This is a genomic window from Streptomyces sp. NPDC058246 (assembly GCF_042881985.1).
Classification (GTDB): Bacteria; Actinomycetota; Actinomycetes; order Streptomycetales; family Streptomycetaceae; genus Streptomyces.
The window spans coordinates 67267-82743 of record NZ_JBHVWZ010000019.1; the positions used below are offsets into that span (position 1 = coordinate 67267).

Consider the following 15477-nt stretch of genomic DNA (forward strand, 5'->3'; position numbering starts at 1 on the left):
GAAGCCGGTATCCGGCATCCATAGTTGGCCCACAGCCGTGCACCCGCCACGGCCGCACCCGCCGCTCCATGCCGTGCGCCTGAACCGTCGCTTCCGGACGAACTGGGGGTCACCCACCCATGACCAGAGCTTCAGAGCCGTCCCGCAGAGCCATCCTGGCCGTGGCCGTCGCAGCGGCGGCCACCGGCACCGCGGGCCCCGCGGCCGCGGCCACCCCCGCGAGGTCGGCCCAAGCGGCCCCGCGGCTCGTGGACAACCGCGCCTGGACCTCGTACGCCGACTGGCACGGCGGCAGCGCGAAGGGCACGCGGGCGGTGCCGGGCGTCCGGCCCGGGCTGGTGATCGACACCCCGGCCGGCAAGGCCGACTACCCCGATCCGCACACCGGCAAGACCGCCACCTGGGAGTACGCGACCTGGACGTCCCCGGTGCACCGGCTCGCCGTCCCCGCCACCGAGGCCATAGCGTCCTGGAACGCGCACACCCCGGCGGGCACCTGGCTCCAGGTCGACCTGAGGGGCACGTACTCGGACGGCACGGACACGCCCTGGTACGTGATGGGCCGTTGGGCGGCAGGCGACCAGGACATCAAGCGGACCTCCCTGGACGGCCAGAGCGACGGCAAGAGCAGCATCTGGACCGACACCTTCTCCATCGACGACGCCGCCTCGGGGCTGCGCCTCGTCTCGTACCGCCTGCGCCTGACCCTCCACCGCACCCCGGGCACCAAGATCACCCCCACCGTGTGGCGGCTCGGCGTGATGGGCTCCGACATCCCCGACCGCTTCACCGTCCCGGCCTCCACACCCGGCCTCGCCCAGGAACTGGACGTCCCGCGCTACTCGCAGGAGATCCACGCGGGCCAGTACCCCGAGTACGACAGCGGCGGCGAGGCCTGGTGCAGCCCCACCTCCTCGCAGATGATCATCGAGTACTGGGGCCGCAAACCGACGGCGGAGCAACTCGCCTGGGTCAATCCGGACTACGCCGACCCGCAGGTGTGCCACGCGGCCCGCTTCACCTACGACTACCAGTACGGCGGCTGCGGCAACTGGCCCTTCAACTCCGCCTACGCGGCGACGTACGAGGACCTCCAGGGCGTGGTGACCCGCCTCGGCTCGCTCACCGACCTGGAGACGCTGATCGCCGCCGGCATCCCGGCCATAACGTCCCAGTCGTTCCTCAAGTCCGAACTGACGGGCGCGGGTTACGGCACCTCGGGTCACCTCATGACCGTCATCGGGTTCACGGCGGACGGCGACGTGATCGCCAACGACCCGGCATCGCCGAGCGACCAGGCGGTGCGCCGGGTCTACAAGCGGCGTGAGTGGGAGAACATCTGGCTCAGGACCAAGCGGTACAACGCCTCCGGCAAGGTCGTCTCCGGGACCGGCGGTGTCTGTTACCTCTACTTCCCGGCGCATCCGTCGGAGCGGCAGCTCAAGGCGCTCGCGGCGGTGGGCATCAGCTGAGCCGAGGGCGGCGGGGGCGGCCCCTCACGGCGAAGGCCCGCCCTTGCCGACTCAGCTCTGGACGGGGTTGACCACCCAGTCCGGGTGGTTCGGCATCGGTGGGGTCTTGGCGCCGTACAGCCACGGGTGCAGGAACCCTTCGAGGTCCTCGCCCGCGACCTTCGACGCCAGGTCGACGTACTCCTGCGTACTGGCGATCTTCCCGCGGTACTCGGTGGTCCAGGCCCGCTCGATCTTCCCGAACGTCTCCTCGCCGACCTTCTCGCGCAGCGCGTACAGCACGAGCGCCGAGCCGTCGTACCGCATCCGCTTGAAGAGGTTCGGCTCGGTCGGCTCGGCCGGGGCGCCCGCGTCGTGGCGCCACTGGTCGTGGTTCGCGTACGCCGCCTTCATCATGGTCTCGAAGTCGTCGCCGCCGTGCTCCTGCGAGTACAGCCGCTCGTAGAACCGTGCGTGGCCCTCGCTCAGCCACAGGTCGGACCAGGTCTTGATGCCGACGCTGTCGCCGGTCCACTGGTGGGTCAGCTCGTGCACCAGGTTCCGCTCTGCGCCCACCCGTTCGCCGAGCAGGTCCGCCTTCGGGATCAGCGAGATCGTGTTCGTCTCCAGGGCCACGCCGAGATCCGTGTCGCCGACGAGGAGGCCGTACCGGTTGAAGGGGTACGGGCCGAGCCGCTCCTCCAGCCACGCGATGTGGTCGGCGGTGAGCTTGCGGTACTCCTCGGTCGGCGCCACCAGGTCGTCCGGGACCACATCGCGGATCGGCAGCCCGTGCGGGCCCTCGCTGTCGACGAGGGTGAACTTGCCGATCGCCAGCTGGGCGAGCTGCGTCGCGAGCGGCTGCTCGGAGTCGTACGTCCACCGCACGCGTCCGTCGGCCCCCTCGCTGCGGTCGGTGAGCTTGCCGTTGGCGACCGCGGTGAGGCCCGGCGGGGTGGTGATGCGGAAGGTGATCGGGGCGCGCCGACTGGGGTGGTCGTCCGACGGGAAGATCATCTTGGCGCCGTTGGGCTGCGGATACAGCACCGTGCCGTCCGGCGTGGGGATCCAGCCGTAGTCCTCGATGGCGTCGTCGCGGTGGCGGAGCTGGGTCGGGTCGGCGGTGTAGGTGACCTTGACGGTGAAGGCCTTGCCCTGGGCGAGGGGCTTCGCCGGGGTGATGACCAGCTCGTCGCCGTCGCGCCTGGTCGCTGCCGTCTTCCCGTCCACGGTCACCGTGTGCAGGGTGTTGCCGGCGAAGTCCAGGTCGAAGCGGGACAGGGACTGAGTGGCGGTCGCCTTGATCGTCGTGGCGGCTTCGAAAGGCGTCCGAGGCGCCTGCCAGTCGAAATCGAGGAGGTAGCGGTCGACCCGGTAGCCGCCGTTGCCGTCGAGCGGGAAGAGCGGGTCCCCGAGGCCCGCCGCACCCGGGGAGGGGGCCTTCGCGGACGCGGCGTTCAGGTACTCCGGGGACGAGAGAGGGACTCGCGAGACCGGCCCGGTGCAGGCGGCTGCCGTCACGGTGATCGCCGCCGCCAGGACGAGGCGAACTCTGAGGCGAGGCGTCCGGAACGTGCTCATCGGGGGCCTTTCGGTTGGCTGACCACTGTCGTGTGATGAGACGCACAGTGTCTCCGCAAGGCTGTGGAATCACGCGGCATTCGATCCACGTCGAAGTGTCCGGCGTGACCAAGGTCTCTACCGCTGAAACCCGCTTCGGTGGCAAGGTGGACGAGTCGGTGGGGAGCCGACGGGAGGCGGGGGGATTCCACCGCACCACTACGTCAGCGAGATGCCATGACCGCGACCTCCGCCACCGCCACCCGTCTCCGTGCCCGCACCGGAGGCCCCAAGGACGACGGCCCGAAGATCCTCGAGCACGTCCTGGGGTGGGCCCTCGTGGTGGTCCTGGCGATGCTGGTCACCCAGCTCGGCCTGGTCTGAGTCGCGGGTCCGCACTCCCGCCGCCGAACCCCGCGAGAACGGCCGCCCGAAGGCGGTCCCGGCAGTCGTTCGGAGTCGAACGAGCAGGTGGCACCGGTCTGCCATACTGCCAGCGTCCCGTTGGCAGTTGGAGACCAGGTCAGAAATTGAATAATAGTCAACAGCGTGGCGTCGACCGCCCACGGGCGCGCGGCACCGACCGCTCACTGGCCCGCCGCGCGGAACTCATCGCCATCGGACGGAAGTTGTTCGCCGACACGTCGTACGACGCGCTGTCCATGGACGACATCGCACGGCAGGCCCATGTCGCCAAAGGGCTGATCTACTACTACTTCAAGTCCAAGCGCGGCTACTACCTCGCCATCGTCGAGGACTCGGTCGCGGACCTGATCTCCCGGGCGGCCGGCGGCCTCGAACTGCCCCCGGCCGAGCGGGTGCACCGCACCATCGACGGCTATCTGCGCTACGCCGAACACAACCAGGCCGCGTACCGCACGATCATCACCGGGGGAGTCGGCTTCGACGCCGAGGTGCAGGCCGTCCGGGAGGGCGTGCGCGAGGTGATCGTCGAGACCATCGCCGAAGGCGCGTACGGCAGGCGCGAGATCGCGTCGCTGCCCCGCATGGCCCTGCTCGGCTGGCTCTACAGCGTCGAGGGCGTCACCCTCGACTGGATCGTCCACCAGAGCCTGCCGCGCGACACCGTGCGCGAGCTGCTGGTGAAGACGCTGGGCGGCGCCATGCGCGCCGTCGAGGAGCTCGACCCCTCCTACCAGGCCCCGCCGGCCGCGCGCCGCGACACGTGAACGCGACACGTGAACGCGGGGCGGAGGCCGCGGCCGGCGGGTGAGCCGGCGCGGTGGCGCGTGCACGCCGGGTGAGTCGGCGCGGTGGCGCGTGCACGACGGGCGCGACGATCACCGCGACGCATGAGCGAGGGGCGGAGGTCGACCGACCTCCGCCCCAAGTCCCTTACGGGCGGCTCTAGTTGATCGACTTGATCAGCTCGCCGTTCGAGGTGTCACCGCTCAGCTCCCAGAAGAAGGTGCCGCCCAGGCCCTGCGCGTTCTTGTAGCTCATCTTGGTGGCGATGGTCGACGGGGTGTCGTAACTCCACCAGTTGGAGCCGCACTTGGCGTACGCGGTGCCGCCCACCGTGCCGGTCGCCGGGCACTTCGTCTTGAGCACCTTGTAGTCGTCGATGCCCTGCTCGTACGTTCCCGCCGCCGGGCCGGTCGCCGTGCCGCCCGGTGCGGCCTGGGTGACGCCGGTCCAGCCGCGCCCGTAGAAGCCGATGCCGAGCAGCAGCTTCGAGGCCGGAATGCCGAGGCCCTTCAGCTTCGCGATCGTCGCCGAGGTGTAGTAATTCGCCTTCGGAATACCGGTGTACGAGTTCAGCGGCGAGTGTGGGGCCGTCGGACCGGTGGTGTCCCAGGCACCGAAGTAGTCGTACGTCATCGGGTTGTACCAGTCGACGTACTGCGCCGCACCCGCGTAGTCCGCCGCGTCGATCTTGCCGCCCGCGGTGGCGTCGGCCGTGATGGCCGCGGTGACCAGGTTGCCGGAGCCGAACTTCGTACGCAGCGCCGACATCAGGTTCTTGAACGCCGCCCTGCCGCTGGTGTCACAGGTGTTGCCGCAGGCGTTGGGGTACTCCCAGTCGATGTCGATGCCGTCGAAGACGTCCGCCCACTTGGAGTTCTCCACCAGGTCGTAGCAGGACTGGGCGAAGGCGGCCGGGTTCTTGGCGGCCTCGCCGAAACCGCTCGACCAGGTCCAACCGCCGAAGGACCAGAGGACCTTGAGGTTCGGGTGCTTCTTCTTCAGCTCGCGCAGCTGGTTGAAGTTGCCGCGCAGCGGCTGGTCCCAGGTGTCGGCGGTGCCGTCCACGGACTGGTCGGCGGTGTACGCCTTGTCGGTCGCCGCGTAGGAGTCACCTATGGCGCACTTGCCGCCGGTGACGTTGCCGAAGGCGTAGTTGATGTGCGTCAGCTTGGCGGCCGAGCCGGAGGTCTCGACGTTCTTGACGTGGTAGTTCCGGTCGTAGACGCCCCATTCGGTGAAGTAGCCGACCACCTTGGAACCGGCTGCGACGGCCTGCGTGGTGGCTGTCGCGGTGCCGGCCTGCGTGGTGGCTGTCGCGGTGCCGGCGCCGGCCAGCAGCCCCGCGCCGAGAACGGCGGAACAGGCGGCCGACAGAAGCGTCCGGAACAGGGCGCGGGGACGGTGCGGTCTGCGCATCGATGTCTCCTCGTGGGGGAGGGGAGCGTGGGGACGTGGTGCTGGGACCTGCTGAGCGCTGCTTGGCATGAACGCGGTAAGGCGTTGCTCGCACAGTAGGAGGACTAGACCAGTGCGTCAATGGTTCGGACCAATTTCCCTTTCTTTTAGTAAGCGGTCGTTAACTGGTGACTGGATGCCTCCGATCGGGCATACTCACAGCGCCACAGTCGCTGGTCAGCAGGTTCCGCAACCCGGAGCGGCAGCATCGGCTGGGCCAGGTGAGACCCGGCGGAGCTGCCCCACCCAAGGCAGACGACCGTCGATGTGCCCGACAGGGAGGAGAGCGTCGCCATGCCCGACCGCGCCCCGCAGCCGGTGGACCGTCAACTGCCCACGGACGAGGCCCGGGATCTGATCTCGCTCGTTCGCGACATCGCGCAGCGCGAGATCGCCCCGAAGGCGGCCGAGGAGGAGGACGCCGGGCACTTCCCGCGCGAGGTCTTCAGCCTGCTGTCCGAGTCGGGACTGCTCGGTCTGCCCTACGACTCGGAGTACGGCGGCGGGGACCAGCCCTACGAGGTCTACCTCCAGGTCCTCGAAGAGCTCGCCGCGGCCCGCCTCACCGTCGGCCTCGGCGTCAGCGTGCACTCCCTCGCCTGCCACGCCCTCGCGAACTACGGCACCAAGCAGCAGCAGGTCGAGCACCTGCCCGCGATGCTCGGCGGCGGCCTGCTCGGGGCGTACTGCCTCTCCGAGCCGTCCTCGGGCTCGGACGCCGCGTCTCTGCGGACGAAGGCAGTGCGGGACGACGGGGGCACCTCCCGCTCGAGCGGAGCCGAGAGCGGGGGAGAGTGGGTGATCACGGGCACCAAGGCCTGGATCACGCACGGCGGTATCGCCGACTTCTACACGGTGCTGGCGCGCAGCGGCGGCGAGGGCCCGCGAGGCATCACGGCCTTCCTGGTCCCCGGTGACGCCGAGGGGCTGAGCGGCGCGGTGCCCGAGAAGAAGATGGGCATGAAGGGCTCGCCCACCGCCCAGGTCCACTTCGACGGGGTGCGGGTCCCGGACGACCGGCGCATCGGTGACGAGGGCCAGGGCTTCGCGATCGCCCTGTCCGCGCTCGACTCCGGCCGGCTCGGCATCGCGGCCTGCGCCATCGGCGTCGCCCAGGCGGCCCTCGACCAGGCCGTGGCCTACGCCACCGACCGTCAGCAGTTCGGGCGGCCGATCTCGGACTTCCAGGGGCTGCGGTTCATGCTCGCGGACATGGCGACGCAGATCGAGGCGGGCCGGGCGCTCTATCTGGCCGCAGCGCGGCTGCGCGACGCGGGCCGGCCGTTCTCCAAGCAGGCTGCCATGGCCAAGCTGCTGTGCACGGACACCGCGATGAAGGTCACCACGGACGCCGTCCAGGTGCTCGGCGGGTACGGCTACACCGCCGACTTCCCGGTCGAGCGCTATATGCGCGAGGCCAAGGTCCTCCAGATCGTCGAGGGCACCAATCAGATCCAGCGGATGGTCATCGCCCGTCACCTCGCGGGTCCCGACTCACGCTGAACTGCCCCTCACCTCGTGGGTCCCGGCTCGCGCTGAGCTGGCCTTCGTCCCGCGGATCCCGGCTCAGGCCGACCTGCCTGTCACCTCGCGGCTCGCGGCCGGTGCTGAGCCGGCCCTCGCCTCGCGGGTCCCGGCTCACGCTGGGCTGTCCCTCGTCCCGCGGGTCCAGGCTCAGGCTGACCTGCCTGTCACCGCGCGGGTCCCGATTCACGCTGGGCTGTCCCTCGTCCCGCGGGTCCAGGCTCAGGCTCACCTGCCTGTCACCGCGCGGGTCCCGACTCACGCTGGGCCGCCCCTCGCCCCGTGAGTCCCGCCCGGCGTCCCGCGGGTCGCGGCTCGCGCTGAGCCGGCCCTCGCCTCGCGGGTCCCGGCCCGGGTTGAACGGCCCCTCGTCGCGGGGGTCCACCCCCGCGCTGAACCGCCCGTACCCGTACAGAGCCGACGGTGCCACCAGCCGGACCCACTCCGGGTCGTGGCGGCCCGGCAGGGTGCGTCCGCGATCGGACCAGGTGCGGATCAGGGCACGGTAGATGGGGGGATCCTGGGCCGGCGGAGGCGCCTGCCGAACCGATTCTGCCAAGACCGGAGCAGGGACGAGGATCCGGTGCCGACGCCCGGTCGCAGAATATGTGGGGGTCATACCAGGGCAACGCGCGGGCGGGCGCCCAGGTCACCCGCCCGCCCATTCGAGCGTGAGTTCGCGACGGCCCCGTACGGGGTGCCGGTCGACGCCCGCTCTCTGGTCCCGGACGACTATCTGACGTACCGTCAACTGCGCCGCCGGGGGCCGCACCCCTCCGGGTGACGTCAACTGCCGTGCGCCCAGGGAGGCCTGCCGTGCCCGACGACCGCCCCGTAGCCCTCGACGAGTACCCCGTGCACCAGGTGCCGCTGTCCATGAAGCACGTCGCGACCGGTGACCGGAACGCCTACGACCGCTGCATCTTCCACATCCTCGACCACCAGGGCCGGGCCCTGCTCATCCTGGGCCTCGGCGTCTATCCGAACGTCGGAGTGATCGACGCGTACGCCACCCTGCGCCGCGGCGACCGCCTGCACGCGCTACGGGCGTCGGACGCGCTCGGTGACGACCGGATGAACCTGGCCGTGGGACCCCTGCGGATCACCGTCGAGGAACCGCTGCGCCGCCTGCGCCTCCGGTCGGACGACGACTCCCTGTCGTACGACCTCACCTGGACCGCCGACTTCCCGGCCCTCTGGGAACCGCACCACATACAGCGCCGCGGCGGCCGCCTCACCCTGGAAGGACGCCGCTTCGTACAGGCGGGTGCCGTCGAGGGGGTCATCCGCGTCGACGGCGACGAGATTCCGGTGACGGCGGACGAGTGGACCGGCACCCGCGACCGAAGCTGGGGCGTGCGCCCGATCCCGGGGGAGGAAGGCGGCCGGCTCGCGGACGAGCACCCCACCGAGGGGTTTCACTGGATCTGGTGCCCGGTCCGCTTCGAGGACCGGTTCCTGATGGTCATCGTCCAGGAGGACGCCGACGGGTACCGCTCGCTCAACGACGCCACGCTCGTGCGCCCGGGGGAGCGCGACCGTCAACTCGGCTGGCCCCAGGCCGACATCACCTACCGCCCCGGCACCCGCCACCCCACCGCCGCCGTGGTCCACCTCACGGATCCGCTGGACCGCAAGCCCCTGGAGCTGGGCGTCGAGGTGCTCATCTCCTCCCCGCTCGCGGTCGGCGCCGGCTATCCGCCGGCCGAGGACTGGCAGCACGGCACCTGGCGTGGCCGCGGCTGGACCGACCGGCGCGTCCACGACCTCGCCGACCCGGCCGCGCACCCCCTCGCCGCCTACGGGGTGATCGACCACGCCGCCCGCTGCACGCTCGACGGGCAGGTCGGCTACGGGATCTTCGAGCACGGCTCGTTCGGCCGCCACGACCCGAGCGGCTTCACCGGGTTCGACTCGGTCGCACCCTGAGCCCCAGTGGGGCCTGAACCCCGTTCCGCCTGGAACCCCGCTCACGCCCCGATTGGAGTGGTGGCATGGCCACGGCACCGCGCCCCCGTACGAGCACCCGTGATCCGCAGGAACTGACGCACCGCCTGACCGCCTGGCTCGCCACACGCCTGCCCGGCGCCAAGGCGGTGAACGTGACCGTGCCCGAGTCCAACGGCATGTCCAGCGAAACGCTGCTCTTCGACATCGAGCACCCCGAACCCCCGCTGCACGCCTGTGCGTTGAGGCTGGCCGCGGACCCGGCGGCGTACACCGTCTTCCCCGCGTACGACATGCCCCGGCAGTACCGCACGATGCGCCTGGTCGCCGAGCGCACCGACCTGCCGGTGCCCCGGGTGCTGTGGCTGGAGGAGGACCCCGGACCGCTCGGGGCGCCGTTCTTCGTCATGGCGCGGATCGAGGGGCGGGTGCCACCGGACGTCATGCCCTATACGTACGAGGGGAATTGGCTGCACGCGGCGAGCGACGAGGAGCGCGGGCACCTGGAGGCGGCATCGATCGGACTGCTCGCGCGACTGCACGACCAAGTCACCGCGAAGGAAGCCGACTTCCTCGCACTGCCCGGCGACGGCAGCCCACTGCGCCGCCACGTCAACGCCCAACGTGCGTACTACGAATGGGTGATTGACGGTCTGTCACGCTCGCCGCTCATCGAGAGCGCCTTCGACCGGCTCGACCACCTGTGGCCGGGCGCCGAGGGCGAGCCGGTGCTCAACTGGGGCGACGCGCGCATCGGGAACGTCATCTACGACGGCTTCGAACCCGCCGCCGTCCTCGACTGGGAGATGGCTGCCGTGGCCCCGCGCGAGGTCGACCTCGGCTGGACCGTCTATCTGCACCGCTTCTTCCAGGACCTCACCGTGGGCTTCGGCCAGCGTGGGCTGCCGGACTTCCTCGGCCGCGACCGCGTGGAGCGGCGGTACGCCGAACTCACCGGCCACACACCGCGGGACATGGACTTCTACACGCTGTACGCCGCACTGCGGCACGCGATCGTGATGCTCCGCGTCGCCTACCGCCAGGTGTACTTCGGCGAGGCCGCCGTGCCCCCGGACCCGGACACGCTGATCCTGCACCACGGCAGCCTGCGCGCCATGGTGCAGGGCAGCTACTGGGAAGGGCCGGGCGTTCGTCGCTGAGCGCGAGGGCCGGTCATCGGGACGCCGGGACCGGTCAGGCGGCCTCGCGGCGCATCTCCGGGACCCGCATCGGGCGCGAGCCCGCCCCCCCGACGTGCGAGAACGGCTGCGTCCGCCAGTCGAGGCCCTGAGGGAGCGTCAACAGCAGGGCCGTGTCCTGCTCCTGGAGTTCGGCGGACTCGTCGGCGGGCGGGGCCTCGGCCGCCGCGCGGCCGGTGCCGGTGCAGACCGTCAGCCCGAACGGGTTCCACGGCGAGGCGCACAGCGCGTGTTCCGGCAGGACCTCCTCGTCCGCCAGCAGCGCGATGGGCTGCGCGCAGTCCGGGCAGATCACCCGGTACATCTCGAAGGTGTCGTACGCGTCGAACTCCTCGCCGTCCAGGGCGTCCGGTTCGACGCCCTCCGGCTCGGGCTCGGGCTGCTGACGCTTGGATGCGGTACGACCAGGTCGCTTAAGACTCTGCATGGGATTCTCCCCCTCGGGTGGGCCGACAAGGCACTGCGGCCTCGACCACAGCAAGCACTTCCCGTCCCGTCTCTGCGGTAATCACGAGAACATCACGGACCCGGTTCCAGCCATGTGGCGTTCGTCACATGCCGCCCGCAGGTGCCCGGCCCGGCGTGTTGGTCCCCCGGGTGGCGCACACGTGACTCTATGCCACATCACAAACCGGGTATGACCTGCGCCGCTGAGTATCGGGTGGGATCAAGCGCCCTGTAGGTTCTTGCGTCATGGAGGAGCTGGACCGACAGATCGTGCAGCTGCTCGTCGCAGACGGGCGGATGAGCTACACCGACTTGGGCAAGGCCACGGGCCTGTCCACGTCCGCCGTGCACCAGCGCGTGCGCCGGCTGGAACAGCGCGGCGTCATCCGCGGCTATGCCGCGGTCGTGGACCCGGAGGGCGTCGGACTGCCCCTGACCGCCTTCATCTCGGTGAAGCCGTTCGACCCCAGCGCCCCCGACGACATCGCGGAACGCCTCTCCGGCGTCCCCGAGATCGAGGCCTGCCACAGCGTCGCGGGCGACGAGAACTACATCCTCAAGGTCCGCGTCTCGACCCCGCACGAACTCGAGGAACTCCTCGCGAGGCTGCGCACGCTGGCGGGCGTCTCGACGCGCACGACGGTCGTACTGTCGACGCCGTACGAGGCGCGCCCGCCCCGTATCTGAATCCGACCGCCGCGAGCGCCGCGGGCAGTCGTTCCGCCGGGCGACGGGGGTCCCCGCGTGCGGCTCGGGCGGGCGCAGGCGCGAGACTGTCCTCATGAGTGAGAGCACCGCCTCGTCGGACACCGTGCTGCTGCGCGGTGGAGAAGTCCACAGCCCCGCCGACCCCTTCGCCACCGCGATGGTGGTCGAGCGCGGCCACGTCGCCTGGGTCGGCTCCGAGGGCGCGGCCGACGCCTTCGCGGACGGCGTCGACGAGGTCGTGGATCTCGAAGGCGCCCTGGTCACCCCCGCGTTCACCGACGCACACGTGCACACCACCTCCACCGGTCTCGCGCTCACCGGCCTCGACCTGTCCGCCGCCCCCTCCCTGGACGCGGCCCTCGCCCTCGTACGCGACTTCGCCGCCGCCCGCCCCGCCGACCGGGTCCTGCTCGGGCACGGCTGGGACGCGGCCCGCTGGCCCGGCGGACGTCCGCCTACGCGCGCCGAGCTCGACGAGGCGACCGGCGGGCGCCCGCTCTACCTCTCCCGGATCGACGTGCACTCCGCCGTGGTCACCACCGCGCTCCTGGACCTGGTCCCGGGGATCGTCGACCGCGCCGGGTACGCGCCCGAGGCCCCCCTGACCCGCGACGCCCACCACGCCGTACGCGCCGCCGCCCTGGGCGCCGTCACGGGGGACCAGCGCACCGAGGCTCAGCGCGCAGCGCTCGCCCACGCCGCCTCGCTCGGCATCGGCTCCGTGCACGAGTGCGCGGGCCCGGACATCTCCTCCGAGGACGACTTCACCGGGCTGCTGCGCCTTGCCGCCGAGGAGCCCGGGCCCCGGGTCGTCGGCTACTGGGCCGAGTGGGCCGAGGAGGGAGTGGCGAAGGCACGCGATCTGGGCGCGATCGGCGCCGCGGGCGACCTCTTCGTCGACGGCTCCCTCGGCTCGCACACCGCCTGCCTGCACCAGCCCTACGCCGACGCGGACCACACCGGCACCGCCTACCTCGACGCGGACGCGGTCGCCGCGCACGTGGTGGCCTGTACCGAGGCGGGCCTCCAGGCGGGCTTCCACGCCATCGGGGACGCCGCCGTGACCTCCGTGGTCGAGGGCGTGCGCGCCGCCGCGGAGAAGGTCGGCCTGGCCCGCGTCCGCGCCGCCCGGCACCGTGTCGAGCACGCCGAGATGTTCACCCCGGAAACGATCGCCGGATTCGCCGAACTGGGGCTCACCGCCTCCGTGCAGCCCGCCTTCGACGCGCTGTGGGGCGGCGAGGACGGCATGTACGCCCAGCGCCTGGGCGCCGAACGGGCCCGCACCCTCAACCCCTTCGCGGCCCTGCTGCGCACCGGCGTCCCGCTCGCCCTCGGGTCCGACAGCCCGGTCACGCCCCTCGACCCGTGGGGCACCGTCCGCGCCGCGGCCTTCCACCGCACGCCCGACCACCGGGTGTCCGTGCGCGCCGCGTTCACCGCGCATACGCGCGGCGGCTGGCGGGCGGTCGGACGGGACGACGCGGGGGTTCTGGTGCCGGGCGCGCCCGCCGACTACGCCGTGTGGCGCACCGCCGAACTCGTCGTGCAGGCCCCTGACGACCGGGTCGCGCGCTGGTCCACCGATCCCCGCTCCGGTACCCCCGGGCTGCCGGATCTGACCCCCGGGAACGACCTGCCCGTCTGCCTGCGCACCGTGGTGGCCGGTCGGACGGTATTCGTACGGCCTAACGAGTGATGTCCCGGGGTGGCGTGCCCCCGATCGTCGCCCGCCACCCCGTCGCGCGACCTGCGCATCCTCCGCGCTGACCAGGAGATTGAGGGAAAAGCCGCAGCTCAAACGAGTGTTGACAGCTGGCCGCCGGGGGCCGGTAGGTTCGGCCGGGTCCACCACCGGACGTCCGACCGGGGAATTTCCGCGCGGCCTCGAAGCGCCGCTGGGTCAGGGGTGGTGTGCCGCACCGGCGCACCACCACTGGGAGCCAGGCCCAGCGCCCGTGCCACGAGACGAGTGAACGTTCCGACAAGTCGGCAGGTGTGACCCGGGTGGGGCCCGGACGTTCAGTAGACAACGGCTTTTGGTCGACCCGCAGCCAGCGGGTCCCTGGTCGGCCCGAAGGGCGCCGGGCCCCGATCCGCAGCACACGCGCGCTCCGCGGCCGGGACCCGGGAGTACGGAGTTCCGACGCTTGTTCCGAGAGCCGGGCAGCCACTCTTACCCGGCTCTTGTCGAATCGACACCGCGGTACTAACGCGGCGGCGCGGCGCCGCAGGTTGGGCGCACTATGGTGGACCTCTGCGTACGGACTCGAAGGGGCAGCAGTGAACGACGGCGACGGGACCCTAGCGGCAGGAGCCCAGGGGAGGCAGTTCGGCCCGCTCGGCACGGCCTTGGTGATCATCCCGACCTACAACGAGGCGGAGAACATCAAGAAGATCGTGGGCCGGGTGCGAGCCGCCGTGCCCGAGGCGCACGTTCTGGTGGCCGACGACAACAGTCCCGACGGGACGGGCAAGCTCGCCGACGAGCTGGCCGCCGAGGACGACCACGTCCAGGTGCTGCACCGCAAGGGCAAGGAGGGCCTCGGCGCCGCCTACCTCGCGGGCTTCCGCTGGGGCATGGAGCACGACTACGGCGTACTCGTCGAGATGGACGCCGACGGCTCGCACCAGCCCGAGGAGCTGCCCCGCCTGCTGACCGCCCTCAAGGGTGCCGACCTCGTGCTCGGCTCGCGCTGGGTGCCCGGCGGCCGGGTCGTGAACTGGCCCAGGTCCCGCGAGTTCATCTCCCGCGGCGGCAGCCTGTACTCGCGCGTCCTGCTCGACGTACCGATCCGGGACGTCACCGGCGGCTACCGCGCCTTCCGTCGCGAGACCCTCGAAGGACTCGGCCTCGGGGAGGTCGCCTCGCAGGGGTACTGCTTCCAGGTCGACCTCGCGCGCCGCGCCGTCAAGGCCGGTTTCCATGTCGTCGAGGTGCCCATCACCTTCGTCGAGCGGGAACTCGGCGACTCCAAGATGAGCCGCGACATCCTCGTGGAGGCCCTGTGGCGGGTCACCACGTGGGGCGTGGGGGAGCGGGTCGCGCGGATCACCGGGCGCAAGTCCACCTCTTAGGCCGGCCTCCTGGCGCGGGGCGGATCGGGCTCCGGCGGGCGACTCGATCCACAGCTGCGGTTGATCATCTGCTTATCCCGTACTGAGCCGGGCCCAGGCACACTGGGTGCATGACGACTGGCGCTCCGACTCCCACGTACCCCGCCCGCCCGCGGCGCTCGCGGCTGCGCACCTTCCTGCCGCTCGGCATCGCCGCCTGGCTGGTGCTGGAGATCTGGCTGCTGACGGTGGTCGCGGGCGCGGCGAGCGGCTTCACCGTCTTCCTGCTGCTGGTCGCCGGTTTCGTCCTCGGCTCCGTGGTCGTCAAGCGGGCCGGACGCCGGGCCTTCCGCAACCTCAGCGAGACGCTGCAACAGCAGCAGAGCGGTGCCGCGGCCCCCAGGGCCGGCGGTGGCGACGGCAACGGGCTGATGATGCTCGGCGGCCTTCTCCTGATGATCCCCGGCCTCATCTCCGACGCCGTGGGCCTGCTTCTGCTGATCCCGCCCGTCCAGAAGGCCCTCAGCCGCTACACGGAGCGGGCCCTCGACCGAAAGATGCGCGAGGCCGCCCCCGGTGCCTTCGGCGACGCCTTCCAGCAGGCCCGCATCCACCGCCCCGACGGCAAGGTGGTGCAGGGCGAGGTGATCAGGGAGGAAGCCGACGAGACCCCGCGGGGGCCGCGCCCGCCCCTGCAGCGCTGAGGCTGCTTCCAGCCCTTCCGGCACGTGCGGACGGGCCCTCGGGGCGAAGAGGGTCTGGCGTGCAGCCCCAGCGCCGTCAACTCCCACCGGGCGGCACCGAATGTCCACCGGGCGGGACCAATGTCCACCGGGCGGCACTGAACGCGGGCTTGGCATTGATGTCGGCAGGCCGGCGCTGAACCCCGGCGGGCGCCGAACGCTCAGCCACCTGGCGGA

The 15477-nt window shown here is 71.4% G+C and carries 13 protein-coding genes; 10 read left to right on the forward strand and 3 right to left on the reverse strand.

All coding sequences use genetic code 11. The features are described 5' to 3' along the window. Positions 1–119 precede the first annotated feature (119 nt). Positions 120–1472, forward strand: a complete 1353-nt coding sequence (locus tag ACFVXA_RS25730; protein ID WP_383741608.1) for a peptidase C39 family protein — start codon at positions 120–122, stop codon at positions 1470–1472. 51 nt (positions 1473–1523) lie between these two features. Here ACFVXA_RS25730 and ACFVXA_RS25735 read toward each other — a convergent pair whose 3' ends face one another. Beyond that, positions 1524–3032, reverse strand: coding sequence for a M1 family metallopeptidase (locus ACFVXA_RS25735; RefSeq protein ID WP_383909239.1), 1509 nt, complete (start codon positions 3030–3032; stop codon positions 1524–1526). Positions 3033–3248: 216 nt separating this feature from the next. On the opposite strand from ACFVXA_RS25735, the gene ACFVXA_RS25740 reads away from it, so the two are divergent. Together ACFVXA_RS25740 and ACFVXA_RS25745 are read left to right on the forward strand one after the other, a co-directional pair. Beyond that, positions 3249–3395, forward strand: a complete 147-nt coding sequence (locus tag ACFVXA_RS25740; RefSeq protein ID WP_362025871.1) for an SCO1431 family membrane protein — start codon at positions 3249–3251, stop codon at positions 3393–3395. A 146-nt stretch (positions 3396–3541) separates the two neighbouring features. Beyond that, a complete protein-coding gene (locus ACFVXA_RS25745; protein WP_362025874.1) occupies positions 3542–4201 on the forward strand; it encodes a TetR/AcrR family transcriptional regulator in 660 nt (219 codons plus the stop codon). A 178-nt stretch (positions 4202–4379) separates the two neighbouring features. Here ACFVXA_RS25745 and ACFVXA_RS25750 read toward each other — a convergent pair whose 3' ends face one another. Further along, the gene (locus tag ACFVXA_RS25750; RefSeq protein WP_383741617.1) at positions 4380–5636 is read right to left on the reverse strand and encodes a glycoside hydrolase family 18 protein; all 1257 of its coding nucleotides are present in this window, start codon (positions 5634–5636) and stop codon (positions 4380–4382) included. A gap of 333 nt (positions 5637–5969) precedes the next feature. Here ACFVXA_RS25750 and ACFVXA_RS25755 point away from each other — a divergent pair, with 333 nt between their 5' ends. From ACFVXA_RS25755 to ACFVXA_RS25765, 3 genes are all read left to right on the forward strand, one after another. Beyond that, positions 5970–7178 carry an acyl-CoA dehydrogenase family protein gene (locus tag ACFVXA_RS25755; RefSeq protein ID WP_362025880.1) on the forward strand — a complete coding sequence of 403 codons (1209 nt, stop codon included), beginning with the start codon at positions 5970–5972 and terminating at the stop codon, positions 7176–7178. Between the two features lie 837 nt (positions 7179–8015). Then, positions 8016–9128, forward strand: a complete 1113-nt coding sequence (locus ACFVXA_RS25760) for a hypothetical protein (RefSeq protein WP_390026851.1) — start codon at positions 8016–8018, stop codon at positions 9126–9128. Positions 9129–9193: 65 nt separating this feature from the next. Further along, positions 9194–10306 carry a phosphotransferase family protein gene (locus ACFVXA_RS25765; RefSeq protein ID WP_383741621.1) on the forward strand — a complete coding sequence of 371 codons (1113 nt, stop codon included), beginning with the start codon at positions 9194–9196 and terminating at the stop codon, positions 10304–10306. Between the two features lie 34 nt (positions 10307–10340). Here ACFVXA_RS25765 and ACFVXA_RS25770 read toward each other — a convergent pair whose 3' ends face one another. Beyond that, positions 10341–10772, reverse strand: a complete 432-nt coding sequence (locus ACFVXA_RS25770) for a hypothetical protein (protein WP_362025889.1) — start codon at positions 10770–10772, stop codon at positions 10341–10343. A gap of 266 nt (positions 10773–11038) precedes the next feature. On the opposite strand from ACFVXA_RS25770, the gene ACFVXA_RS25775 reads away from it, so the two are divergent. The 4 genes from ACFVXA_RS25775 to fxsA all read left to right on the forward strand — a co-directional run bounded on the left by ACFVXA_RS25775 (position 11039) and on the right by fxsA (position 15261). Beyond that, the gene (locus ACFVXA_RS25775) at positions 11039–11479 is read left to right on the forward strand and encodes an Lrp/AsnC family transcriptional regulator (protein WP_362025892.1); all 441 of its coding nucleotides are present in this window, start codon (positions 11039–11041) and stop codon (positions 11477–11479) included. A gap of 94 nt (positions 11480–11573) precedes the next feature. After that, positions 11574–13199: an amidohydrolase gene (locus tag ACFVXA_RS25780; protein ID WP_383909233.1), complete on the forward strand. Its 1626-nt coding sequence runs from the start codon at positions 11574–11576 to the stop codon at positions 13197–13199. A gap of 584 nt (positions 13200–13783) precedes the next feature. Further along, positions 13784–14578 carry a polyprenol monophosphomannose synthase gene (locus ACFVXA_RS25785; protein WP_383741627.1) on the forward strand — a complete coding sequence of 265 codons (795 nt, stop codon included), beginning with the start codon at positions 13784–13786 and terminating at the stop codon, positions 14576–14578. A 110-nt stretch (positions 14579–14688) separates the two neighbouring features. Beyond that, positions 14689–15261, forward strand: a complete 573-nt coding sequence (gene fxsA / locus ACFVXA_RS25790; RefSeq protein WP_362025900.1) for an FxsA family membrane protein — start codon at positions 14689–14691, stop codon at positions 15259–15261. Positions 15262–15477: the final 216 nt, after the last annotated feature.